20 protein-coding genes, 1 pseudogene and 1 riboswitch are annotated in these 22,421 nt (G+C 67.1%); of the genes and pseudogenes, 10 read left to right on the top strand and 11 right to left on the bottom strand.

All coding sequences use genetic code 11. From position 1 onward, the window contains the following. Positions 1 to 121: 121 nt before the first annotated feature. Positions 122 to 445, top strand: coding sequence for a putative quinol monooxygenase (locus A5756_RS04795; protein WP_066948051.1), 324 nt, complete (start codon positions 122 to 124; stop codon positions 443 to 445). Here A5756_RS04795 and A5756_RS04790 read toward each other — a convergent pair. Further along, positions 442 to 1,131, bottom strand: a complete 690-nt coding sequence (locus A5756_RS04790) for a guanylate cyclase (protein WP_066948048.1) — start codon at positions 1,129 to 1,131, stop codon at positions 442 to 444. The two genes, A5756_RS04795 and A5756_RS04790, sit on opposite strands and share 4 nt — an antisense overlap. A gap of 101 nt (positions 1,132 to 1,232) precedes the next feature. Between A5756_RS04790 and A5756_RS04785 the strand changes: the two genes are divergently transcribed. Continuing rightward, the gene (locus A5756_RS04785) at positions 1,233 to 1,442 is read left to right on the top strand and encodes a hypothetical protein (RefSeq protein ID WP_066948043.1); all 210 of its coding nucleotides are present in this window, start codon (positions 1,233 to 1,235) and stop codon (positions 1,440 to 1,442) included. Here A5756_RS04785 and A5756_RS04780 read toward each other — a convergent pair. Next, positions 1,394 to 2,218 carry an adenylate/guanylate cyclase domain-containing protein gene (locus A5756_RS04780; RefSeq protein ID WP_066948040.1) on the bottom strand — a complete coding sequence of 275 codons (825 nt, stop codon included), beginning with the start codon at positions 2,216 to 2,218 and terminating at the stop codon, positions 1,394 to 1,396. The genes A5756_RS04785 and A5756_RS04780 overlap by 49 nt on opposite strands. A 124-nt stretch (positions 2,219 to 2,342) precedes the next feature. Here A5756_RS04780 and A5756_RS04775 point away from each other — a divergent pair, with 124 nt between their 5' ends. Further along, a complete protein-coding gene (locus A5756_RS04775; protein ID WP_066948265.1) occupies positions 2,343 to 3,746 on the top strand; it encodes a glucose-6-phosphate dehydrogenase in 1,404 nt (467 codons plus the stop codon). 15 nt (positions 3,747 to 3,761) lie between these two features. Then, positions 3,762 to 4,784, top strand: coding sequence for a phosphogluconate dehydrogenase (NAD(+)-dependent, decarboxylating) (gnd, locus tag A5756_RS04770; protein ID WP_066948037.1), 1,023 nt, complete (start codon positions 3,762 to 3,764; stop codon positions 4,782 to 4,784). A 17-nt stretch (positions 4,785 to 4,801) separates the two neighbouring features. Here gnd and A5756_RS04765 read toward each other — a convergent pair whose 3' ends face one another. Beyond that, positions 4,802 to 5,668, bottom strand: coding sequence for an alpha/beta fold hydrolase (locus tag A5756_RS04765; protein ID WP_066948034.1), 867 nt, complete (start codon positions 5,666 to 5,668; stop codon positions 4,802 to 4,804). A gap of 122 nt (positions 5,669 to 5,790) precedes the next feature. Between A5756_RS04765 and A5756_RS04760 the strand changes: the two genes are divergently transcribed. From A5756_RS04760 to A5756_RS04750, 3 genes are all read left to right on the top strand, one after another. Continuing rightward, positions 5,791 to 6,264, top strand: coding sequence for a VOC family protein (locus A5756_RS04760; protein ID WP_066948031.1), 474 nt, complete (start codon positions 5,791 to 5,793; stop codon positions 6,262 to 6,264). A gap of 111 nt (positions 6,265 to 6,375) precedes the next feature. After that, positions 6,376 to 7,281, top strand: coding sequence for an alpha/beta fold hydrolase (locus tag A5756_RS04755; protein WP_066948028.1), 906 nt, complete (start codon positions 6,376 to 6,378; stop codon positions 7,279 to 7,281). Next, positions 7,282 to 8,523, top strand: a complete 1,242-nt coding sequence (locus A5756_RS04750; protein WP_066948025.1) for a WS/DGAT domain-containing protein — start codon at positions 7,282 to 7,284, stop codon at positions 8,521 to 8,523. Here the strand turns inward: A5756_RS04750 and A5756_RS04745 are convergent, their stop codons facing one another. After that, entirely contained in the window at positions 8,524 to 9,138 is a 615-nt protein-coding gene (locus A5756_RS04745; protein ID WP_066948022.1) for a hypothetical protein, read from the bottom strand. Continuing rightward, the gene (locus tag A5756_RS04740; RefSeq protein WP_369817403.1) at positions 9,135 to 10,808 is read right to left on the bottom strand and encodes a pyruvate, phosphate dikinase; all 1,674 of its coding nucleotides are present in this window, start codon (positions 10,806 to 10,808) and stop codon (positions 9,135 to 9,137) included. The genes A5756_RS04745 and A5756_RS04740 overlap by 4 nt, the downstream gene beginning before the upstream one ends. A gap of 111 nt (positions 10,809 to 10,919) precedes the next feature. On the opposite strand from A5756_RS04740, the gene A5756_RS04735 reads away from it, so the two are divergent. Further along, on the top strand, positions 10,920 to 11,429 hold the full coding sequence (locus A5756_RS04735) for a DoxX family protein (protein WP_066948016.1): 510 nt from the start codon (positions 10,920 to 10,922) through the stop codon (positions 11,427 to 11,429). Positions 11,430 to 11,445: 16 nt separating this feature from the next. Here the strand turns inward: A5756_RS04735 and A5756_RS04730 are convergent, their stop codons facing one another. Further along, complete coding sequence (locus A5756_RS04730; RefSeq protein WP_066948013.1) at positions 11,446 to 12,810, bottom strand: flavin monoamine oxidase family protein; 1,365 nt, start codon at positions 12,808 to 12,810, stop codon at positions 11,446 to 11,448. Between the two features lie 117 nt (positions 12,811 to 12,927). Here A5756_RS04730 and prpD point away from each other — a divergent pair. After that, positions 12,928 to 14,438, top strand: a pseudogene (gene prpD / locus A5756_RS04725) (2-methylcitrate dehydratase PrpD). A gap of 91 nt (positions 14,439 to 14,529) precedes the next feature. On the opposite strand, the gene A5756_RS04720 reads toward prpD, so the two are convergent. After that, positions 14,530 to 14,748, bottom strand: coding sequence for a hypothetical protein (locus A5756_RS04720; protein WP_066948010.1), 219 nt, complete (start codon positions 14,746 to 14,748; stop codon positions 14,530 to 14,532). 124 nt (positions 14,749 to 14,872) lie between these two features. On the opposite strand from A5756_RS04720, the gene A5756_RS04715 reads away from it, so the two are divergent. Further along, the gene (locus tag A5756_RS04715) at positions 14,873 to 16,621 is read left to right on the top strand and encodes a DUF3556 domain-containing protein (protein ID WP_066948007.1); all 1,749 of its coding nucleotides are present in this window, start codon (positions 14,873 to 14,875) and stop codon (positions 16,619 to 16,621) included. Positions 16,622 to 16,696: 75 nt separating this feature from the next. Here A5756_RS04715 and metE read toward each other — a convergent pair whose 3' ends face one another. The 4 genes from metE to A5756_RS04695 form a co-directional block, all read right to left on the bottom strand. Next, positions 16,697 to 18,967 (bottom strand): 5-methyltetrahydropteroyltriglutamate--homocysteine S-methyltransferase, encoded by a 2,271-nt coding sequence (metE, locus tag A5756_RS04710; protein WP_066948002.1) that lies wholly within the window; start codon positions 18,965 to 18,967, stop codon positions 16,697 to 16,699. Positions 18,968 to 19,103: 136 nt separating this feature from the next. Then, positions 19,104 to 19,299, bottom strand: a riboswitch (cobalamin riboswitch). Positions 19,300 to 19,364: 65 nt separating this feature from the next. Beyond that, positions 19,365 to 20,006, bottom strand: a complete 642-nt coding sequence (locus tag A5756_RS04705) for an NAD(P)H-binding protein (RefSeq protein ID WP_066947999.1) — start codon at positions 20,004 to 20,006, stop codon at positions 19,365 to 19,367. Between the two features lie 86 nt (positions 20,007 to 20,092). Next, a complete protein-coding gene (locus A5756_RS04700) occupies positions 20,093 to 20,935 on the bottom strand; it encodes an SDR family oxidoreductase (RefSeq protein ID WP_066947994.1) in 843 nt (280 codons plus the stop codon). Between the two features lie 77 nt (positions 20,936 to 21,012). Beyond that, complete coding sequence (locus A5756_RS04695) at positions 21,013 to 22,293, bottom strand: TetR/AcrR family transcriptional regulator (RefSeq protein WP_066947990.1); 1,281 nt, start codon at positions 22,291 to 22,293, stop codon at positions 21,013 to 21,015. Positions 22,294 to 22,421 lie beyond the last annotated feature (128 nt).

Genomic DNA, 22,421 nt, shown 5'->3' with positions numbered 1-22,421 from the left:
CCCCGGGGCGCACTTTGCTGGAGGCCGGCCCATCGGCGACGCCGGCGGGCGGATATGCTGGCGCTGCTCGCCGCGATCGGGCGAGGCGCAGCATCCAGGAGCGAGCTAGGCGGGACCGCAAGTGATCTTCGTCGTCGTGAAGTTCGATACCAAGCCCGAGTGGACGGACCGCTGGCCAGAACTCGTCGCATCCTTCACGGCCGCCACCCGTGCCGAGGAAGGCAATCTCTGGTTCGAGTGGTCGCGCAGCCTGGACAACCCGGCTGAGTACGTTTTGGTGGAGGCCTTCCGTGACGGTGAGGCGGGCGGCATCCACGTGAACAGCGACCACTTCAAGCGGGCCATGGAAGAACTCCCGCAGGCGCTGACGTCCACCCCGAAAATAATCAACCAAACCATCGATGCGACGGGATGGTCCCAACTGGGTGAGATGTCGGTCGACTAGCCGGATTCGCTTACCGTGATGGCGATTTCCTCGCCCAGCTGATAGCCCGGCGCCAGCGGAAGCGTGTCGCCGCTCCAGAACTTGCCCGGGTCAAACCAATTGGCGTCCTTGTCTGTGTTCAGCAATCCCATTTCCTCGTAGGTGATCGCCACCGTCTCCGCGCAATATGCCGTGGAAAGGCTCATCTTGCGCTCCTCCCGAAGACGCCGGGACTGCTCGCGAACCTTTTTGTCCACCACCGGGATTCCCCGGACCCAGTCGTTGATGGTCGGGAGCCGGCCGCGGAACCAGCGACCGGTCAGCCGCGCGGTGGTGGGAAACGCGGTGCCGTCCATCCGCGCGATCACCCGCAGCAGTTTGTTCTCCTGCTCGCGGGTGGGATTGGGCGTCAGCTGGCGCAGCCAGCACCGCTGCTGGTACCGCTGGGTCCACTGCAGGACGGCCTGGTGCAGATCGTTGAGTTGCACGCCCCGGTGGTTGGTGCCGGTCCACATGTCGACGAGCTTGTCACCCAACTCGGCGTGCCAGATCAACGGCGGCAGGTCGTCAATAGCCACCGTCATGCCGACGTGGTTCACCGGTGCGTTCGTCAGCGTCTGAATCGCGCGGTCGGGCCTGGAACGGCCGCGAAACAGCCAGAGATCGCCCGTGCGCGTTTCGTTCAGCGCTTGATCGAGGGTGAGCATTATGAGGAGAGTACTTCGCGTCTGTCACCAACACGTCCGGCCCTTGGGCTTCGGAGTTGCAAGAGCACACAAGTCAGTCGCAGCGCGAATACCCTGGGTTCATGCGCAATGTGTGGAAATGGCTTGGGCTGGCCGGCGTCGCGGGTGTCGTCGCCGGGGGTGCGCTGGTGGTCCGCGACCAACGCAAGCGACGCGCCTACACGGCCGACGAGGTACGGTCCCGCCTGCACCAGCGGCTGGCCGAAAATGACGGCGAGGGCTTTCAGTCCGAATCGGGATCGGCCGGGGCCTCGACGGCGAACAAGCGATAGTCGCCCGAAAATCCCTTCAGTTCGACGTCGCGGCCCTCGTCGAAACGGATGTCGTCACAGTCGGAAACGGCATCTCGCACCGGTTGACTCACCAAGATCTCGCCGCCGACGGCCTGCGCTGCCACCCGCGCCGCCATCGCGACGTTGCGGCCGAACAGATCTTCGCCGCGCCGCACCGAGCGGCCCATATGGATGCCGATGCGGACGCGAATTTCCGCGTGCCGCTTGCGCTTTGCATCCCGGCGTAGCGCACGCTGCAGGTCCATGCCGCACCGCACCGCCTGGTCGGCGCGGGCGAAGGCGACCATGAAGCCATCGCCCTGGCTCTTCACCACGTGACCGGACCGCCGTTGCACGAGCTCTGACACCAGCTTGTCGTGTGCGGCAATGAGCTTCACGAAGGCCCGGTCACCGATGCGCTCGTTGAGCGCGGTGGATTCCTCGATGTCGGAGAACAGGATCACCACCCGGCCGTCCGGCGTGACGCGCGCCAAGTCGGGACGCTCCACCTCCGCCCAGTCGGCGAGGTCTTCGATCGAACTGCGGATGGCGCCGCCGAAACCTTCTTTGCGCACCAGGTTTGCGGTCTGCCACACGGTCTTGACGGCCTCGCGCCCACCCGACAGCAACCAATTGCGGGTGTCGGTGCGGTGCCGCAACTCGTCGATCTCCTGGCGGCTGCGGACCAGTAGCCGCGCCAGCACGGCAAGTGCGATGGCTTCGGTCGCGGCTACGCCGGCCAGGACGTAGACCGTGATATGCACCGCGTCACCCACCCAAGCATCCTGTCAAAGGCCGCGATGGCTTGAGGTTGTCGGGTCTGTGTGCGGTGTCTAGTGTTAGGTCCGACCGCCGCGGGTAGTGAGTCTGGAAGAGCCGATGACTTTCGGAGGTGCGGGCTTGGCTGACGGCGGGGACAACTCTTCGAACAAGCTGGTGATATTCGGCATCACCGGGGACCTGGCGCGCAAGATGACCTACCGCGCCTTGTACCGGCTCGAGGCGCGCGGCATGTTGGACATCCCGATCGTCGGCGTGGCCAGCGACGACATCTCCCTCGAGAAGCTGGTCGAGCGTGCCCGCGACGCCATCAAGGCGTCGGGAGAGAAGTTCGACGACGCGGTGTTCGAGCGGTTCGCTGGCCGGCTGTCCTATCTGCACGGTGACGTCACCGACGACAAGCTCTACGGCCAGCTCGCCAAGAAGATCGGCAAGGACTGCCGGCCCCTGTACTACCTGGAAATGCCGCCGTCCCTGTTCGCGCCGATCGTGGAGAACCTCGCCAAGGCCGACCTGTTGGAGTGTGCACGCGTCGCGGTGGAGAAGCCGTTCGGCCACGACCTGGCCTCCGCCCGCGACTTGAACGCGCGGCTGCGTGCGGTGCTCGACGAGGACCAGATCCTGCGGGTGGATCACTTCCTGGGCAAGCAACCCGTCGAAGAGCTGCAATACCTGCGCTTCGCCAACAACGGCCTGGCCAAGCTCTGGGACCGGGACAGCATTTCCGAAATTCACATCACCATGGCCGAGGATTTCGGCATCGAGGACCGTGGCAAGTTCTACGACGCGGTGGGTGCCCTGCGTGACGTCGTGCAGAACCATCTGCTCCAGGTGCTCGCACTGGTCGCGATGGAGCCCCCCGTCGGTCCCAGCGCCGATGACCTCAACGACAAGAAGGCTGAGGTGTTCCGCGCGATGCCGGCGCTGGATCCCGAGCGTTGCGTGCGTGGCCAATACCGTGGCTACACCGACGTGGACGGGGTGGCGAAGGATTCCCAAACCGAGACCTATATCGCGCTGCGGACCGAGATCGACAACTGGCGCTGGGCGGGCGTGCCGATATTCTTGCGCGCAGGAAAAGCGTTGCCGGAGAAGGTCACCGAGGTGCGAATGTTCCTCCACCACGTTCCGGGATTTTCGTTTTTGCCCAACCGTCGGCCGCCCGCGCCCAATCAGATCGTGCTGCGCATCGATCCCGATCCGGGGATGCGGCTGCAGTTGTCCGCCCAAGTCGGCGACGGATGGCACGACGTACACATGGACTCGTCGTTCGCCGAGGATCTCGGGGAAGCCGTGCGTCCCTACGAACGGCTGCTTTACGCCGCGCTCACCGGCGACCGCCAGCTGTTCGCCCGGGAAGACGCCATCGAGGAGACATGGCGGATCGTGCAGCCCGTGCTGGACAAGCCGGATCGGATCCATCACTACGACCAGGGCTCGTGGGGACCCGAGGCCGCGCAGTCGCTGCTGCACGGTCACCGCAGCTGGCAAGAGCCGTGGCTGCCAAAGCAGACGTCACAGTAAGGAGAACAGGAAGAGATGCAGCTCGGGATGATCGGCCTCGGCAGGATGGGCGCGAACATCGTCCGCCGCGTGGCCAAGGATGGACACGAATGCGTGGTCTATGACCACAACCCCGACGCGGTCAAGGCGATGGCGGGGGAGGAGCGGACCACCGGGGCGTCATCCCTGCGGGAGCTTGCCGCCAAGCTGACCGCACCGCGGGTGGTCTGGGTGATGGTGCCGGCGGGGACCATCACGACGGGGGTCATCGACGAGTTGGCCGAGACGCTGGAGGCCGGCGACATCGTCATCGACGGCGGCAACTCGTATTACCGCGACGACATCAGCCACGCAAAGATGCTGTCGGAGAAGGGCATTCACCTACTCGACTGCGGCACCAGCGGCGGCGTGTGGGGTCGGGAACGCGGCTACTGCCTGATGATCGGCGGCGACGACGAGGCTTTTCTGCACGCCGAACCCATCTTCGCCAGTGTCGCTCCCGGGGTGGACGCGGCGCCGCGCACGCCGGGCCGTGACGGCGAGGTCGCCCGGTCGGAAAAGGGTTACCTGCACTGCGGGCCGTCCGGCGCCGGGCACTTCGTCAAGATGGTGCACAACGGCATCGAGTACGGGATGATGGCCTCGCTCGCCGAAGGGCTGAACATCCTGCGCGGTGCCGACATCGGCAAGCAGGTGCAAGAGGGCGACGCCGAAACGGCGCCGCTGTCGAATCCGGAGTTCTACCAGTACGACTTCGACATCCCCGAGGTCGCCGAGGTGTGGCGCCGCGGCAGCGTCATCGGCTCCTGGCTGCTGGATCTGACCGCGATCGCGCTGCACGATTCGCCCGACCTCGCGGAGTTCTCCGGACGGGTCTCCGACTCCGGGGAGGGCCGGTGGACCGCCATCGCGGCGATCGACGAGGGGGTGCCTTCGCCGGTGCTGACGACCGCGCTGCAGTCCCGCTTCGCCTCGCGCTCACTCGATGACTTCGCCAACAAGGCGCTGTCGGCGATGCGCAAGCAGTTCGGCGGGCACGCCGAGAAGCCGGCTAACTAGCGGCGGATCGCGGCCAATCAGTGCCGCTTGACGAACTTCACCACGGCGTCGCTGAACGCGTCGTTGTCGTCGCCGGCCGCGGTGTGCCCGGCGTTGGACAGCTCGACGAACTCCGCGCGAGGCACGCTGGCCAGGAAATGCCGGACGCCTTCGGGGCTCACCACGTCTGACAGCTTCCCGCGGATCAGCAGGACAGGAATCGAGAGGCTCTTCGCGGCCTGCTCGAACTTCTCGGTACGCAGCTCGGGATCGTCGCCGGGCTTGGTCATGAACGCCGGGTCCCAGTGCCAGTACCAGCGGCCGTTGTCACGCAGCCGCAGGTTCTTCTTCAGGCCCTCGGGGCTGCGCGGCTTGTCCCGGTACGGGAGATAGGCGGCGACGGCGTCGGCGGCCTCCTCCAGCGAGTCGAAACCGTCGAGGCCGCTGATCATGAAATCGCGAATACGGGCGCTGCCGCCTTTCTCGAATCGGGGCACCACGTCGACGAGGACCAGTCGGGTCACCACCGCGGGCCCCGCCCGGTGGGCGGCGAGGATTCCGGTCAGCCCGCCCATGCTCGCGCCGATGATCATCACCGGCCGGCCGATCGCCTCGATCACCTTCAAGACATCGGCGGTCAGGGTCTCGACGTCGTAGTCGGCGTTGGGTGCGCGATCGCTGTCACCGTGTCCCCGGCTGTCGAGCGCGACGACATGCAAGCCCTGGTCGGCAAGCATTTGGCCGGTGTTTTTCCAGGAATGCCGGTTTTGGCCGCCACCGTGCAGCATGAGGACGCTTGGCCGTCCCGCGCCGTCGGTCCCGCCGTTCCACTCGTCGGCGACCAGGGTGATGCCGCCGACACCGGAAAACTCGACCGTCTGAGGGAGGCTGCTGACGGTGCTCATGCGACCTGACGTTACATAGGGAGCTTAAGCACCGTCGCGCGGGTCGGCGACGCGATGAGTTTTCACCCTGGCCGCGGTCTATCCAGTGACAACACCAACGAGCCAATAGGAGGCCGTGGCCAATGCCATCGATCACCCCGTCGCTGTGGTTCGACCACAACCTGGAGGAGGCGGCCAGGTTCTACACCTCGATTTTCCCGAACTCGCACATCGAGGGCCTCAACCGAACCACGGAGGCCGGACCGGGCGAGCCGGGCACCGTCCTGTCCGGCAGCTTCGTGCTGGACGGCACCCGGTTCATCGGCATCAACGGTGGCCCGCACTTCCACTTCACCGAAGCGGTGTCCTTCACCATCCACTGCAAGGACCAGGACGAGGTCGACTACTACTGGGAGCGGCTGACCGACGGCGGCGAGGAATCGCAGTGTGGTTGGTGCAAGGACCGCTTCGGCCTGAGCTGGCAGATCGTCCCGGACCGGCTCTACGAGCTGATCAGCGACCCGGACCGGGCACGCGCGGCGGCCGCCACTCAAGCGATGTACGGCATGCGAAAGATCGTCATCGCCGACCTGGACCGGGCTGCCGCGCAGGTGTAACGAAACTCCCTGTGGCAACACCGCTTTGACCGCTTGGGGCATGCGGTCGGTGCGTGATTGGCTCGCACGCGTTAGGTTGGTCCGTGCGGACGCGCCGAGCAGGGAGTCAATATGGGTGAACCAGGCTGGATCGACGTGCCCAGCCCTGCGGGGGACCTGAAGGCACTCACCTGGGGGCCACGCGGTGGCCCCATCGCCTTGTGCCTGCACGGCTTCCCCGACACCCCTTACGGGTTCCGCAAGATCGCTCCCCGGCTCGTTGAGTCCGGCTGGCGGGTGGTGGCCCCCTTCATGCGCGGATACGCGCCGTCGTCGATCCCGGCCGACGGTAGCTATCACGTCGGCGCGATGATGGACGACGCCTTGCGGGTGCGCTCGGCAGCGGGCGGCACCGACGGTGACGTGGTGATCGGCCACGACTGGGGTGCGATCGCGACCACCGGTCTGGCCGCCATGCCCGACAGCCCATTCACCAAGGCCGTGATCATGTCGGTGCCGCCGTCGGCGGCGTTCCGTCGCAAGGCCGGCGCGGCGGAGCGAGGACGGCTGGCCGGCCACCTGGCGCGCCAACTTCTGCGCAGTTGGTACATCATGTATTTCCAATTGCCCTTGCTGCCAGAACATTCCGCTTCCTGGGTGCTACCGCTGCTGTGGCGGCGGTGGTCACCGGGCTATCGCGCCGACGAGGATCTGCGCCACGTCGACGCGGCGATCGGGACGCCGGAGAGCTGGCGTGCGGCACTCGGACCGTACCGCGCCACGATCCGCAACACTCGGCCGCCGGCGCAGTATGCCGAGCTGAACGAGCTTTGGACCGAAGAGCCGGTGTGGCCGTGCCTGTACCTGCATGGCCGCGACGACGGCTGCATGACACCGGCTTTCGCCCGCTGGGCGGAGAAGGTGTTGCCGCCGGGCAGCGAGATGGCCATCGTGGATCACGCTGGGCACTTCCTGCAGCTCGAGCAGCCCGATAAGGTCGCCGACCTGATCCTCGGGTTCATCGGCTCACCCGGCTGAATGGCCCCGCAGCGGTTGGCCGCTGTCGATGCGCAGTTCTACTGGATGTCGGCCAAGATTCCCAACGACGAGTTCTTGCTCTACGCGTTCGACGGGGAGCCCGTCGACTACGCCCAAGTCATCGAGCAACTCCGCCGGCGGGCCAACCAGGACCCGGAGCTGGCGCTGCGAGTGCGGGATCGCGGACCGCTGGTGTATCCGCAGTGGGTTCCGGCGGCCGTCACGCCCGACCAGCTCGTCCGCCACGACCTCGACGACCCCAGCTGGGCCGGCTGCCTGGCCGCTGTCGTCGCTCTGGCCCGGGACCAGCTGGACGTGTGCCGGATGCCCTGGCGGCTGCACGTCTTCAGCGGGGTGTTGGGCATCCCGGGCGTGACCGGGCCGGGGACCGTTGCGGTGATGCAGATAGCGCACGCGCTGGCCGACGGGGGCCGAGCATCCGCGATGGCGGGTTGGCTGTTCGGCCGGCCGGATCCCGTGCCCGGGGCGCGCCGGCTACGGGCCGGGTTCCTGCCGTGGCGAGCCGCGCAGGCGGCTCGCGCCCATCGGCAGCTGGAGCGCGACACCCGCGCGGGGCTGCTGGCCCCTGGGGCCGGTCCCCGGCCCCTACTGCCGACGAATGCGCGCCCCGGCGCGTCCCGCTCGGTGCGCACGCTGGTGCGACACCGCTCGCAGCTACGCGGCCCTACCGTCACGGTGGGAGCGCTGACGGCGATATCCGCGGCGCTCTCCGAGTTGCTGGGCGACGCCGCCGATACGCTGGGCGCCGAGGTCCCGATGGCCAAACCCGGTGTCGCGCACGCCTATAACCACTTCGGCAACGTCACCGTGGGTCTGTATCCGAAGCTGGGGTGGGAACCACGCGTTGAGCGGATTGCCGCGGAGCTGGCCAACGGCCGGCGCCGCTTCGCACATCCGGCCACGCGCTACGCCGACCGAGCTTTTGCCGCGATACCCGCAGCCCTATTGCGTTGGGGTGTAGCACAATTCGATTTCGATGTTCGCCCCGAGCAGGTGTCCGGCAACACCGTGGTGTCCAGTGTTTACCGCGGGCCGGCCGACCTCAGCTTCGGCGGGGCCGGGGTGGTCCTCACAGCCGGCTACCCGGGGCTGTCGCCGGTGATGGGGCTGACTCACGGCGTGCACGGCATCGGGGACACCATCGCGGTCAGCGTGCACGCGGCCGAGTCGGCCGTTCCTGACATCGACGCTTATGTGCGGCTCCTCGACGCGGTGTTGTAGCTACTGCGCGTCGCCGGATCGGGCCGCTTCCTCCCGGGTAAGGCCGACGGCCGAGATCAGCTCCTCGTGCAGCTCGAACCACACCGTGTGGTAGGAGTCGATGAGCGGCCTGGTCAGCCAGGCGGTCTCGCCTGCCCGCACTTTGCTCAGGGCCGCAACCAATTTCGCCGGGTACGCGTTCAGCCTCGGCAGCTGCGCCGCAACCGACTCGATGATGGGCAGCACCCGCGCATGCACATCGTCGAGGCGGGCCAGCACCGCGGCGTCGTACTCCGCGTCATCGTGCGGATTGGGGGTGCCGCCGGGGCCGCCCTTCAGCTGCCAGTCTGTGACCAGGGATTTGAAATCGGCGTTGACGGGCCGAAAGTCGTCGTAGGCGGCGGCCAGCGCCGCCCGATCGGCGCCCCTGCGCTCCTCGTCGAGCAGCGCCGCGAGCCGCTCACGCCCGGCGGGGGTGATCCGCACGGTCGCACCGTCGACCAGTAGGCCTGCCGCGGTCAGCTGTCCGACGATGGTCGTCACGTCGGCAATTTCCTCGTTCAGTGTCTCGGCGAGCTCGGCGGGACGCAGCCGGCCTTTCAGCCGAACCGCTTGCAACACCGCCAATTCGGTCATGACGTGGTCCCACCCGCGAGCCGCAGAGCGGTCAGCATAACGATAAGAGGGGTGGCCGAGACGACGTCGGCGTGTCCGCGTTTCATCGCCTCCGCCACCGCGTCCTGGGTGGCGTCATCCAGCCGCAGGTGACCACCGGAGGTGTGGGCACGCAGTGGGCTGAGCCGTCGCGCGATTTCGGCCAGCTCCCGCAGTTCGGGTGTGTCGCTTTCCGACCATGCGGACAGGTTCAGGTTGCCCTCGCGCACTTCGCCTTCGGCGCCGTCGACGGTGATCAACTTGCCGGCAAGGGATGCGGCGACTCCTTGTCCGCAGCCCACCACGGCCACCCGGCCGAGTTCGCGGCTGACCACTGCCGCGTGACTGGCCGCCCCTCCCACCTCGGTGACGATGCCTTGCGCGGCAAGCATGCCGGAGACGTCTTCCGGCCGGGTGTGGTCGCGCACCAGGATCACCGACTCACCTCGCTCCGCCGCATCGAGCGCCGCGTCGACGTCGGTGTATGCCCGCCCCGACGCAACGCCCGGGCAGGCCGGCAATCCCTTGGCCAGAAGGTTTGCCGCCAAACGTATTTCGGGCTGCAACGCCGGCAGCAGTAGGGTCTGTACGTGTGCCGGGGTCACCCGTCGCAGCGTCTCGGCGTCGTCGATGAGCCCCTCGTGCCTCAGCTGTAATGCAAGGCGCACCGCTGCCTGCGCCGACCGCTCCGCGCCCCGTGTCTGCAGCAGCCAGAGTTTGCCGCCTTCGACCGTGAACTCGATCTCCTGAACATCGGACTCGAGTCGCTCCAATTTGCAGGCGGCGTCCATCAACTCGTCGTAGACAGCCGGCTGCTCGTCGCGCAGGGCGGTGACCGGCTCAACGTCGACCGATCCGGACACCACGTCGTCCCCCTGTCCTCCGGGCAGCCATTCGCCGAACGGTGCGCGGTCGCCGGTGACGGGATTGCGCGAAATGAGAACGCCCGCACCGGAATCGGGGCCGTGGTTGCCGAACACCATCGCCTGCACGACGACCGCCGTACCACTCCGATCGTCGACGCCGCCGGAGTGGGCGCGGTAGGCGACCGCGCGGGGTGAGTTCCACGAGGCGAACACCGCCTCGATGCCGGCGCGTAGCTGCGCATACGGATCGGCGGGCGGCGATTCTTGTTCGTCCAACCCGACGATGCGCCGGTACATGCGGTCGAACCGCTGGCGCGTGTCGCGGGCGAATGCGCCGGCGCCGGCGGCGGCCAGCGCTTGCTCGACATCATCGTTCATGCCGAGGTCCAGGATCGTGTCCATCATGCCCGGCATCGACTGGGTGGCCCCCGAGCGCACACTGACCAGCAGGGGACGCGGGCCCCGACCGAACGTGCGCGAAGTCTGCGCCTCCAGCCAGCTCATCCGGTCCAGCACGTCGTCCCAGATCGCGTCGATCGTTGCCCCGGGCTCGGCGAGGTACCGCAGCCCCACCTCGGTGGTGATGCAGAAGGCGGGCGGCACCGGCAGGCCGTGGCGGCGCATCATCTCGATGCCTTGGCCCTTGTTGCCCAGCAGCGCCCGGGGATGACTCGCTGTGCCGTCGAGTAGCACCACGGAATGCCCGTCAGGCGAGGCCCCGGACGCGCTACGGGGAGCGCCGCTGCCTCGTGCGATACGAGCCGTGGTGCACCCCCTTCTGGTCAGCGGCTGATGCGCGAACGTCGGAACGTCCGCAATGTTCCCACACGCGCCATGAGAGTTAGCTGTTCGGCGGGTCCTGTCATCCGGTCCGCCCGATGATCTAGGTTTGCAGGTATGACTCCCTATGACGTTGGGTTACTGATCCTGCGGCTGGTGTTGGGCGTGACGTTGGCCGCGCATGGCTACAACAAATTCTTCGGCGGCGGCCGCATCCCGGGCACCGCACGGTGGTTCGAAAGCATCGGCATGAAGCCGGGCAAGTTCCATGCCACCGTCGCCGCGACGACTGAGATGGCCGCCGGGCTGGGCTTGGCCGCCGGTCTGCTCACCCCAATCCCCGCCGCAGGCTTCGTGTCGTTGATGCTGGTCGCGGCTTGGACCGTGCATCGCGCCAACGGCTTCTTCATCGTCAAGGAGGGCTGGGAGTACAACCTGGTCCTGGCGGTCAGCGCCATCGCCGTCGCCACCCTGGGCGCCGGAAAACTGAGCCTGGACTACGTCGTGTTCGGGCACAACTGGATGGACGGCTGGCGCGGCTTGTTGATCTCGGTGGTGCTCGGGCTCGTCGGCGCGATCGGCCAACTGGTGATCTTCTACCGGCCTCCCGTTAAGCAGACTGGTTAGCTAGGGGTCGTCGTCGTCAGGCGACCGCGGCGGTCTCGGCCTCCCGGACCTCGGTCGCCGCGCGCTCACCGGAGCGGATCGCGCCGTCGATCCACCCGCACATGACGGCCGAGCTTTCGGTCCCCGCCCAGTGGATGCGACCGCAGGGCTCGCGCAGGGTGTAACCGAATTCGGTCAGCACGCCGGTCGGGGCATGGCTGATCATTCCCCCGCCGGAGTAGCGCTCGATGGTCCAGTTCTGCTCGTGGTATTCCTGCGGCGTCCTCGCTTTCTCGCCGAACCGGTCGATCAGCTCGCCGACGAGCACCGCTCTGCGCTCGGCCTCGTTGAGCTTCGTCAGCCGCCGCGCCGCGGGCCCTTCGGTGATGACGCACATGACGCCCGGGTCGCCGGTTTCGGTGCAGGCGTCGATCGTCAGGGTGGCCGGGGATCCCGGTGCGGCCGATTGACCCGACAGCCCGTCTGCGCGCCAGAACGGCTCGTCGTAGATGATCGACGTCTTGACGACCGCGCCGCTCGGCATGCGCTGGTGCAGCATCGCCCGATCCACCGGTAGCAACGGGTCGTAGACGATCGAGGAGGCGATCGCCAGCGGGATCGCCACAATGACCCGCCGGGCGCGCACCGTCAGGTCGGCGGCGGTCACCGTCACACCGTCGGAGTCCTGCGCGATTTGCCGGACCGGTTGCGAAAGGTGCACCGCGTCACCCAATTCGGCCGCGATGGGACCGTAAATCGCGCCCATTCCCCCAACCGGGCGGGCGTCCTGGGAGCCGCCCTCCCCGGAGATCGCGAACGTCAGTCCGCCCGCCGACGCCGTCTGCAACAAACCCCACAGCAACGACGTCTCTGACGCAGCCGAGGTATAGAGGCCGGCAAAAGCCATGTCCAGCATTTCGCGGGCCTGCTTGGACATCGTGTTCTGCTCGATCCATTCGCCCAGACTAATGCGGTCCCACTCGTCGGCGTGTTTGGCGTCCCACGGTGCCTCACGCGGAAGCGATTTGGCCATTTTCTCGATCGACAGCAAACCGACGCCGAGGTTGGCGACCGCCCACGGGCTCATGGTCCACGGGATGGTGCCGCCGTAGCGGTGCTTTTTGCCGTCGACGATCATCATGGCGTCGCCGTCGTTGTGCTGCTTGTACTCGGAGACACCGAACTCGTCCATCATCGCGTAGATCCGGTCTTGACCCGGTCCGATCCACGCACCGCCGCGGTCGATCCACATCCCGTCGGGGCGGTACTCGGTGAAGGTGCGGCCGCCGACCCTGTCGCGCGCCTCGAGCAAGGCCACCGAATGACCCGCCCGTTTCAACCGCAAGGCGGCCGTCAAACCCGCGAACCCAGCTCCGACCACGCAATAGTCGACCTCTGACATGGCTGGCTCCTCAACCTATGTCCCGCCCCAGCAGCAAACTACACCTCGGTCGGCACCGGTGGCGGCCGCTTAACGGAGATTTCTGCACGCGTTCTTACCGGTCATAGGGTGCGGATTGTGTTGATGCATACGGTTCGGACGCGGCGCAGCGCCGACGACTTTCCCCGCCGCGAACACCTGGCCGCCAAGATCGCCGAAGTCGCCGCCGACCCGGTTGCCGTCGAACCGGAAACTGCCGAGATGGTGGCGAACCGGATCATCGACAACGCGGCGGTGAGTGCCGCCGCCGTGCTGCGCCGGCCGGTCACGGTTGCGCGCGGCAACAGGCGCTGGCCCATCCCGCGCGCTGCGGGGCCAGGGTTTTCGGCGTCGACGGAACCTATTCGACCGAGTGGGCGGCCTGGGCCAACAGCGTCGCGGTGCGCGAACTCGACTTCCACGACACGTATTTGGCCGCCGAGTACTCCCACCCGGGTGACAACATCCCCCCGCTGGTCGCGGTCGCCCAGCAACTGGGCCTGCCTGGGGCCGACCTGATCCGCGGCCTGGCCACCGCCTACGAGATCCAGATCGACCTGGCCCGCGGAATCTGCCTGCACGAGTACAAGATTGACCATGTCGCGCACTTGGGGCCGTCCGTGGCCGCCGGCATCGGCACCATGCTGCGGTTGGACACCGAGACGATCTACCATGCGGTCGGGCAGGCGCTGCACCTGACCACCAGCACCCGCCAATCCCGCAAGGGGCTGATCTCCAGTTGGAAGGCCTTCGCCCCGGCGCATGCGGGCAAGGTCGCCATCGAGGCGGTCGATCGGGCGATGCGCGGCGAAGAATCTCCGGCGCCCATTTGGGAGGGCGAGGACGGGGTGATCGCCTGGCTGCTGGGCGGCCCCGAACGCGAATACCGTGTGCCGCTGCCCACTTCCGGCGAGCCGAAGCGCGCGATTCTGGACAGCTACACCAAGGAGTATTCCGCCGAATACCAGAGCCAGGCACCGATCGACCTGGCCGTGCGGCTACGCGAGCGCATCGGCGACCCCGGTGAGATCGCGACCGTCGTGCTGCACACCAGCCGCCACACCCACGTCGTGATCGGAACGGGCTCCGGGGATCCGCAGAAGTTCGATCCGGACGCGTCGCGGGAAACGCTCGACCACTCGCTGCCTTACATTTTCGCCGTCGCGCTGCAGGACGGCAGCTGGCACCACGAACGCTCCTACGCCCCCGAGCGGGTCCACCGGCCCGACACCGTCGAACTGTGGCACAAGATCTCGACGGTGGAGGATCCGGAGTGGACCCGCCGCTACCACGCGACGGATCCGGCCGAGCAGGCGTTCGGGGCGCGCGCCGAGGTCACGCTGAAGAGCGGGGAAGTGATCGTCGACGAGCTGGCCGTCGCCGACGCGCATCCGCTGGGCACCCGGCCCTTCCGGCGTCCGCAGTACGTGCAGAAGTTCACCGAGCTCGCCGGCGACGTCGTGGATTCGGCTGAGCGGGAACGGTTTTTCTCCACCGTGGATGCGCTCGCCGATCTGCGGGCGGGTGACCTCGACGCGCTCAACGTAACGGTTGATCCGCGGGCACTCGGGCGGGCGCCGGTGATTCCGCCGGGAATCTTTGGTGAGTGAAATCGCGGGTGCACACACGGTTTTCAGTGTGCGTTGAGCTCGGGAATTTCATGGTTTCCCGCCCTCAGCTCACACTGAAAGCGCGGGCGAACTAGGGGCTGGGGGCGGGCCCGCCGTATTGCCACACCAGGTCGTGGGCGCCCGTCATCGTGGGGTTGCACCACATCGTCCTGTTGTTGGCATCCTGGGTGGTCGCGTGCAGGACCTTGCAGGCATCGCCGGGCGCGGGCGCGTCGGCTCGGGCGACGGGCGAGACGGTCACGAACGCCGCCAGCGCCGCCGCCGGTATGAGAAGTTTGAAACTGGTCATGGTGGACGCCTCCTAGGGACCGCGCCGATCCGGTTTTACGCTATCCGGCGGCGTAGTCGCAAAGCAAAGCTTTCTTGCCGGGCTTGGGTCCCGTGCGCCTAGAACACGTTCTAATCTGACCACCATGGGATTTCTCAAGCCCGAGCTGCCGCAGCTCGACATGGCCGAGTGGAATAAGGGCACCCGTAGCGAAAAGATCCGTCCGATGGCCAAGCACTGGGCCGAGGTCGGCTTCGGCACGCCGGTCGCGCTACACCTGTTCTACGTCGTCAAAATCCTGCTCTACATCCTGGGGGCGTGGCTGTTCGCGTCGGCCACCAGGGGCCTCGGTGGGTTCACCCACGTCGCGTCGTGGTGGTCGGAGCCGATCGTGTTCGAGAAGGTCGTGCTCTACACGATGCTGTTCGAGGTGGTCGGGCTGGGTTGCGGCTTCGGGCCGCTGAACAACCGGTTCTTCCCGCCGATGGGTTCGATCCTGTACTGGATGCGATTCGGCACCATCCGGCTGCCACCATGGCCGGACCGGGTCCCGCTCACCAGCGGAACCAAGCGCAAGCCGGTCGACGTCGCGCTGTACGCGCTGTTCCTGCTGGTGACATTCGCGGCGCTGTTCGCCGACGGCACCGGACCGATGCCCGAGTTGGGCACCGCGATCGGGCTGCTGCCGTCCTGGAAGGTCGTGCTCATCTTGCTGCTGCTCGGCGTGCTCGGGCTGCGCGACAAGGTGATCTTCCTGGCCGCCCGCGGCGAGGTGTACGCGACCATGGCGGTCACGTTCCTATTCGGTGCGCCCGACATGATCGTCGGGTCCAAGGTGGTGTTCCTGGTCATCTGGATGGGCGCCGCGACGTCGAAGCTCAACAAGCACTTCCCGTTCGTGATCTCCACGATGATGTCCAACAACCCGCTGGTGCGGCCCCGGTGGCTGAAGCGACAGTTCTTCGAGAAGTTCCCGGAGGATCTACGGCCCGGGCGGCTGTCGCGGTGGCTTGCGCATATCAGCACCGCCATCGAGATGCTGGTGCCGCTGCCGCTGTTCTTCTGCCACAGCGGCTGGCCCATCACGGTTGCCGCCATCGTCATGGTCTGCTTCCACCTGGGCATCCTCGTGTCGATCCCCATGGGCGTGCCGCTGGAGTGGAACGTCTTCATGATCTTCGGGGTGCTGTCCTTGTTCGTCGCGCACGCCCGCCTCGGCCTGCGTGACCTGAGGCACCCGGTGGTGGTGGCGATCTTGTTCGTCGTCATCGCGGGAATCGTTCTGCTGGGCAACATGTTTCCGCGCAAGATTTCCTTCCTGCCGGGGATGCGGTATTACGCCGGCAACTGGGACACCACGCTGTGGTGCATCAAGCCGTCGGCCACCGACAGGATCACCCGGGGCATCGTGGCGATCGCGAGCATGCCGCAGGCGCAGCTGGAGCGGTTCTACGGCAGCCCGGAGGCCGCGCAAATCCCGCTCTATATGGGATATGCGTTCCGCGGGTTCAACACTCACGGCCGCGCGCTGTTCACGCTCGCGCACCGCGCGATGGTCGGCCAGAACGAGGACGACTACGTCCTCACCGACGGCGAGCGCATCTGCAGCACCGCTATCGGGTGGAATTTCGGCGACGGCCACATGCACAACGAACAGCTGATCGCCGCACTGCAGGAGCGCTGCCACTTCGAGCCGGGGGAGGTGCGGGTGATCCTGCTCGACGCGCAGCCAATCCACAAGCAAACCCAGGCCTATCGGCTGGTGGACGCGGCGACAGGCGAGTTCGAGCGCGGCATCGTCCGGGTGGCCGACATGGTGACCCGGCAGCCGTGGGCCGACGACGTCCCCGTCGAGGTGCTCTCGGATAACGCGCCGAACGTCAGGCCAGAGTGACGGTGGAGCCCGAGCGCCACGCTGGCGTGTCCCCCGCATGCGGGAGGTGCCCCCAGCTCGGGCGACCCCCGACGCTTAGGCGCCCGCCCGCACCTCCTGCGCCGCGGCGACCATGTTCTTCAGCGACGCGGTGACCTCGTCGGAGTTGCGCGTCTTCAGCCCACAGTCGGGGTTGACCCAGAGCCGTTCCGCCGGAACGGCTCTCAGCGCCGCGCGCAACGACTCTGCCATCTCGGCCGTGGTCGGCACCCGCGGCGAGTGGATGTCGTAGACGCCGGGGCCGACACTGTTGGAAAAGCCGATCGAGTTGAGGTCGTCCAGCACCTCCATGTGTGACCGTGCCGCTTCGATGGACGTCACGTCGGCGTCCAGGTCGGCGATCGCCCCGATCACCTCACCGAACTCCGAATAGCACAGGTGGGTGTGGATCTGCGTGGAGTCGGCGACGCCGGAGGTGGCCAACCGGAAAGACCGAACGGCCCAACGCAAGTAGTCCTCCTGATCGGCGCGGCGCAGCGGCAGCAGCTCGCGCAACGCCGGCTCGTCGACCTGGATGACCGCGATGCCGGCGGATTCCAGGTCCACGGTCTCGTCCCGGATGGCGAGCGCAACCTGATTGGCGGTGTCGGCCAGCGGCTGATCGTCGCGGACGAACGACCAAGCGAGGATGGTGACCGGTCCGGTCAGCATCCCCTTCACCGGCTTATCGGTCAACGACTGCGCGTACCTGATCCAATCGACGGTCATCGGGTGGGTGCGAATCACGTCGCCGTACAGGACCGGTGGGCGCACGCAGCGGCTGCCGTAGGACTGCACCCATCCGTTCTGCGTGGCGAAGAAGCCCTCGAGCTGCTCGGCGAAGTACTGCACCATGTCGTTGCGCTCCGGCTCGCCGTGCACCAGCACGTCGAGCCCGAGCTCCTCCTGCAGCTTGATGACGTCGGCGATTTCCTTCTTCATCCGGTTCTGGTATTCCGCCTGGTCGATCTCGCCGGCCCGGAGCGCGGCGCGCGCCTTACGGATCGCGGAGGTCTGCGGGTAGGAGCCGATGGTCGTGGTCGGCAGCGGCGGCAGGTGCAGCCGCTCTTCCTGGCTGGCGCGACGCCCCGCGGCCTCACCGCGATGGGTGCCCGACGCGACGATCGAGTCGATGCGTTCGCGTAGCCGGTCGTTGTGCAGCCGCGGATCGTTCCTGCGGGAGGCCACCGCGGCATTGGACGCCGCGATCGCGTCGGCGACGGCATCGCGTCCGTCGCGCAGTGCGCGCGCGAGCGTCACCACCTCGGCGACCTTCTCCTGGCCGAACGCCAGCCAGCTGCGCAGCGCGTCGTCCAGATCGGTTTCCGGCGCCAGCGAGTACGGCACGTGCATCGTGGAGCAGGAGGTCGAGACCGCCACTGACGCAGCGGAACCCCGCAGCGCGGCCAACTTGCCGAGCGCCGACTCCAGGTCGGTGCGCCAGATGTTGCGCCCGTCGACGACGCCGGCCACCAGGGTCTTGCCGGACAACTCCGGGATGCCCGCCAGCGCGGTGTCGGCGCCGTACACCAGGTCGACGCCGATCGCCTCGACCGGGGTGCGGGCCAGCCCGGCCAGGGAGGCGCCGGGGTCACCGAAGTAGGTGGCGACGTAGATGGCCGGCCGGTTGCTGACCTTGCCCAGCGCGTTGTAGACGGCCTCGGCCAGCGCCGGGGCGTCGGGGGAGATGTCGGTCACCAGCGCCGGCTCGTCGAACTGCACCCACTGCGCGCCGCTATCGGCGAGCAGGGACAACAACTCCGAGTAGATCGGTACCAGCTCCTGGAGCCGCTCGATCGGCGCACCACCGCCGTTGACCGCCTTGCTCAGCAGCAGGAAGGTGATCGGTCCGATGACGACGGGACGGGCGGGAATCCCTTGTCCGAGCGCCTCTTTGAGCTCGGAGAGTACCTTGTCGGGGTTGAGCGAGAACGTGGCTGCGGGCTCGATCTCGGGAACCAGGTAGTGGTAGTTGGTGTCGAACCACTTGGTCATCTCCAGCGGCGCGACGTCGGAGTTGCCGCGCGCGGCGGCGAAGTAGCGGTCCAGATCGTCGGCGACCTGCGCGGCACGCGCGGGCAAGGCGCCCAGCAGCACCGCGGTGTCCAGCATCTGGTCGTAATAGGAGAACGTGTTCACGGGTACCGAGTCCAGGCCGGCGGCGGCGAGGCCCGTCCACATGTCGCGGCGCAGCGTGGCGGCAACGGATTCCAGCTCCGATCGGCTGGTGCGTCCGGCCCAGTAGCCCTCGGTGGCGCGCTTTAGTTCGCGTTTCGGCCCGATACGGGGGGAGCCGGTGACGGTGGCGGTGAATGGTTGAGCGGTCACGGTCTGGTCCTATCAATCAGCGGGGTGGTCACCGCCAGAGGACGCGTAGCCGATCCGTTGCGGTGTGCACCTTTGCGGACAATCGCAACGCGCTCAGCCAAACGCCCATTCCACGAGGCGATGAGCCGCCGGACGCGGCGCGCCCGGCACGGCTGGCAGGTCTTCGGACTCGCAGGCACGCACTCCGGTGGTGCTCCTAATGGCCGTCCGCTTCCCAGCCTTGCGACCAGTGCTTGTGTGACGGCGGTCGTTCCTGCATACCGCTGCGGGACAGTCCCGGGCTCTCACCGGGTTCCCTCTCGCGAAGCGCTACTAACCTGCCTCGCTCGATGCCGGCGTCGCGTGGTGCGGCGACGGCAGACCAGCTGCGTAGCGGAGCTTACTCCGGTCTTTCGGGCTAGCTTGCCAGCGCGTCGGCGATGGGAGTCTCGCCATTGTTGAAGTCGATCGTTCGTCCGACGGTCGAGTCGTCCGCCAGCGCCGCGGCCACGACGAGCGCGACGTCGGCGCGGGACACTTCCCCTTTGCCCTGCCCGAGCGCGATGTGGCCGGTGGCAGGCTCGAGGGTGAGCCGGCCCGGTCCCAGCACGGTCCAGCCAAGATCGCTGGCCCGCAGATGGGCATCGGCGGCCGCTTTGGCCTCCGCGTAGGCGAAGAACGAATCATCCTGCGATACACCGTGATCCGGCCCCGCACCGAAGTAGGAGACCATCACGAATCGCGTGACACCCGCCCGCGCGGCGGCATCGATCACGCGGATGGCGGCGTCGCGGTCGACGGCGTAGGTGCGCGCCGGGTTGCCGCCGCCGGCTCCCGCGGAGAAGACGACTGCGTCGTGCGCGGCCACCAACCCGGCCAGCGCGTCGGTGTCGAGCTGTTCGATATCGGCCACCACCGGCTTGGCCCCGGTGGCCGCGACGTCATCGGAGTGGTCGGGGTTGCGGAACACCGAACTCACCTCGTCGCCGCGTTCGGTCAGGATGCGGGCAAGTTGCAGCGCGACCTTGCCGTGGCCGCCGATGACGATGATCCGTGCCATGCACCCGACGGTAGCTTCCGAGCCGAGTGCCCGGCCGGCGGGGCGCTCGCGGCTCGGCGCCCGGCCAGCCGGGCGGTGGCGACCCGCTAGAGCTTCACCCGCCCCATGATGATGTCGATGATCGGCTTGCCCGGCGGGTAGGCGTTGGTCAGCGAGGCCATGGTGTGGCCGTAGTCCACCAGCAACGTGATTCCGCTGATGCCGAAGGCGGCGGCGCTGTTCAAGAACGCCATCACGTCGCCCATCTGCTCCGGCGTGTGCACCTTGGAACCGGTCTCTTCGCGATAGTCCTGCGCGAAGGTGAGCCAGAGGTCGGCGTTGGCCTGGGCGAGCGGGGTGTCGGTGGGACCCGGGCAGATCGCGTTGATCCGGATGCCCTTCTTCAGCAGCGGATAGCCCTGGGTCGCCACGTACGCGTTGACGACCTTCTTGGAAAAGCCGTAGTGGATGATGCCTTCCGATTCGTGCGCCTTGACCCACTCTTGCGCCGAGGCGAAGTCCGGCGTGGCGAGGAACTCCGTCAGCAGCTCCAGGTCGTTTTCCCAGCCCATGCCGGCGACCGAGGAGATGAAGCAGATCGCCGAGCCCGGCGGAAGCAGGTTCTTCTCGAGCAGCCGGTCGATGAGATGGCGGTGGCCGATGAAGTTGATCGCCATCAGGTCGGTGGTGCCGTCGGCGATGCCGGCGGCCGAGAACACGGCGTGGACCGGACCGTCCAATTGCTCGACCGCGGCGTCGATCGACGCGGGATCGCGCAGGTCCACCTGGATGGACTTGGCGACGTCGTAGTTGACCGGCGCGTAATCCATCACGATCACTTCGGCGCCCAGCTCGGCGGCCGACTTGGCCGCCGCCGCACCCATGCCGGTGGCGCCGCCAACGACGAGAGCCCGCTTGCCGTCGTAACGCAACCGATCGACAACAGTCATGGAAATCCCCTTCTCATTCACCGCCAACGCGATTCTAATTGCCCAACTGTATGGGTAACAGTTTTTTGGTTCAACACCTACCCGGCGCGAACCGCGACACCACGCAAAACCGTGTCCCGCACGTGCACCAACGCCGCGCGCTTGCCGACCTCGGCAAGGATGTTCTCCGGTATCCACTGCAAGCCGATGACGCAGCGCGCAAGCATCGCGGTGGACGCGCCGTCCACACTGATCTCGCCCGATCGGATTCCCTCGGAAAGGAGCGTTTTCATCTGCCGGAGCCGGGTCGCGTACAACCACCCCGGGTTGGGGGTGTCCGGCGGTGATTGACGCATCCAGGCGAGCTGAATCCGGAACTCGTCGGAAAACCGATCGAGCGCATTGACGTTGACCCAGCTCAGTGCGTCCAGCTTCTCGATGGGCGTGGCATCCGAGCGCAGGACGTTCACCCAGCCCGCCTCGACCTTCCGGCCGAACGATTCCATGATCGATGCGAGTAGCTCGTCCTTCGACCCGATCACCCGGTAGACGGTTCCGGTGCCAAGACCGGCCGCGGATGCGATGTCCCTGATGGTGGTGGCCTCGTAGCCTTTACGGCCGAATTCGGTTCGCGCCACCGCACGAACGTGTGCCGCTTTGTCGCTGGGATCGGCGTCGCTGTCGTCCGACCAGGTCTCGATGACGTCTCTGGCGGCGGCGAAGGCGTTGGACCCGTCCAGCTCCGGGTCGGTGGGCGGCCGGGTTGCCAATCCCTGCAACATGATTCGGCACAGCAGCGCGGCCACCTGGTCGGCGGGGGACTTATGGCGCATGACGTCGAGGCCAACCTGCAGCATGGTCTGGCAGATCCGGTCCGCCAACGTGGGCAGATCGATGTCGGGTTTGATGTAGCCGCTCCACCTGCCCGCCCGCAGGGCTTGCAGCATCGCCTCCTGAATCGCCACGGGCCGCTGCTGCGTCAGCTTCATCAGCTCCGGATCCGTGCTCGGCCCCTCGTAGAACGACATCTGCAGCGCCGCGCGGTGCCGCACAGCGCAGTCGGCGATGGCCGAGCCCAGCTCGACGATCTGCTCGGGAACCGGGCGGGGGTCGGGTTTGTCCAACTTCGCTTGCGCGGCTTGCCCGATGCGGTCCAGATCCTCCTGATAGAGGTGGATCAACTCGATGAGGATCGCCTCTTTGGACTCGAAATGGTGATAGAGGCTGCCGGGAAGAATGCCTGCCGCGTCGGCGATCTCCTGTAACGAGGTCCGCAATCCGGACTGCGCGATCAACGAGGCTGCGGTGGTCAGGATCTCAGTCCGGCGCGTGCCCAAATCGGCTGGGGCGCCGGCGCGCAATGACTCCGCTCGCGGCATGATCAGCGGTGCGCGCGTCCGGACGGCTGCGGACTGGCATACATTCGCATTCGTCCCTCTCGCCGAACCAAATGTTTGTTAAAGGCTATCAGACCGGGGCCGACGAATGCGCTGCGTAGCAGCGGTGA

The sequence above is a fragment of the Mycobacterium sp. 852002-53434_SCH5985345 genome, assembly GCF_001667155.1.
In the GTDB taxonomy this organism is placed as follows: domain Bacteria; phylum Actinomycetota; class Actinomycetes; order Mycobacteriales; family Mycobacteriaceae; genus Mycobacterium.
This window is presented reverse-complemented; position numbering and strand designations above follow the sequence as displayed.

Bases quoted from the DNA above. Each gene is read 5' to 3' on its own strand.
- A5756_RS04730 (WP_066948013.1), bottom strand. From the start codon at position 12,810: ATGTCAGAGGTCGACTATTGCGTGGTCGGAGCTGGGTTCGCGGGTTTG.
- A5756_RS04715 (WP_066948007.1), top strand. From the start codon at position 14,873: ATGGGATTTCTCAAGCCCGAGCTGCCGCAGCTCGACATGGCCGAGTGG.
- A5756_RS04695 (WP_066947990.1), bottom strand. From the start codon at position 22,293: ATGCCGCGAGCGGAGTCATTGCGCGCCGGCGCCCCAGCCGATTTGGGC.
- A5756_RS04785 (WP_066948043.1), top strand. From the start codon at position 1,233: ATGCGCAATGTGTGGAAATGGCTTGGGCTGGCCGGCGTCGCGGGTGTC.
- A5756_RS04720 (WP_066948010.1), bottom strand. From the start codon at position 14,748: ATGACCAGTTTCAAACTTCTCATACCGGCGGCGGCGCTGGCGGCGTTC.
- A5756_RS04735 (WP_066948016.1), top strand. From the start codon at position 10,920: ATGACTCCCTATGACGTTGGGTTACTGATCCTGCGGCTGGTGTTGGGC.
- A5756_RS04755 (WP_066948028.1), top strand. From the start codon at position 6,376: ATGGGTGAACCAGGCTGGATCGACGTGCCCAGCCCTGCGGGGGACCTG.
- A5756_RS04745 (WP_066948022.1), bottom strand. From the start codon at position 9,138: ATGACCGAATTGGCGGTGTTGCAAGCGGTTCGGCTGAAAGGCCGGCTG.
- A5756_RS04700 (WP_066947994.1), bottom strand. From the start codon at position 20,935: ATGACTGTTGTCGATCGGTTGCGTTACGACGGCAAGCGGGCTCTCGTC.
- A5756_RS04765 (WP_066948034.1), bottom strand. From the start codon at position 5,668: ATGAGCACCGTCAGCAGCCTCCCTCAGACGGTCGAGTTTTCCGGTGTC.
- A5756_RS04750 (WP_066948025.1), top strand. From the start codon at position 7,282: ATGGCCCCGCAGCGGTTGGCCGCTGTCGATGCGCAGTTCTACTGGATG.
- A5756_RS04705 (WP_066947999.1), bottom strand. From the start codon at position 20,006: ATGGCACGGATCATCGTCATCGGCGGCCACGGCAAGGTCGCGCTGCAA.
- A5756_RS04760 (WP_066948031.1), top strand. From the start codon at position 5,791: ATGCCATCGATCACCCCGTCGCTGTGGTTCGACCACAACCTGGAGGAG.
- gnd (WP_066948037.1), top strand. From the start codon at position 3,762: ATGCAGCTCGGGATGATCGGCCTCGGCAGGATGGGCGCGAACATCGTC.
- A5756_RS04790 (WP_066948048.1), bottom strand. From the start codon at position 1,131: ATGCTCACCCTCGATCAAGCGCTGAACGAAACGCGCACGGGCGATCTC.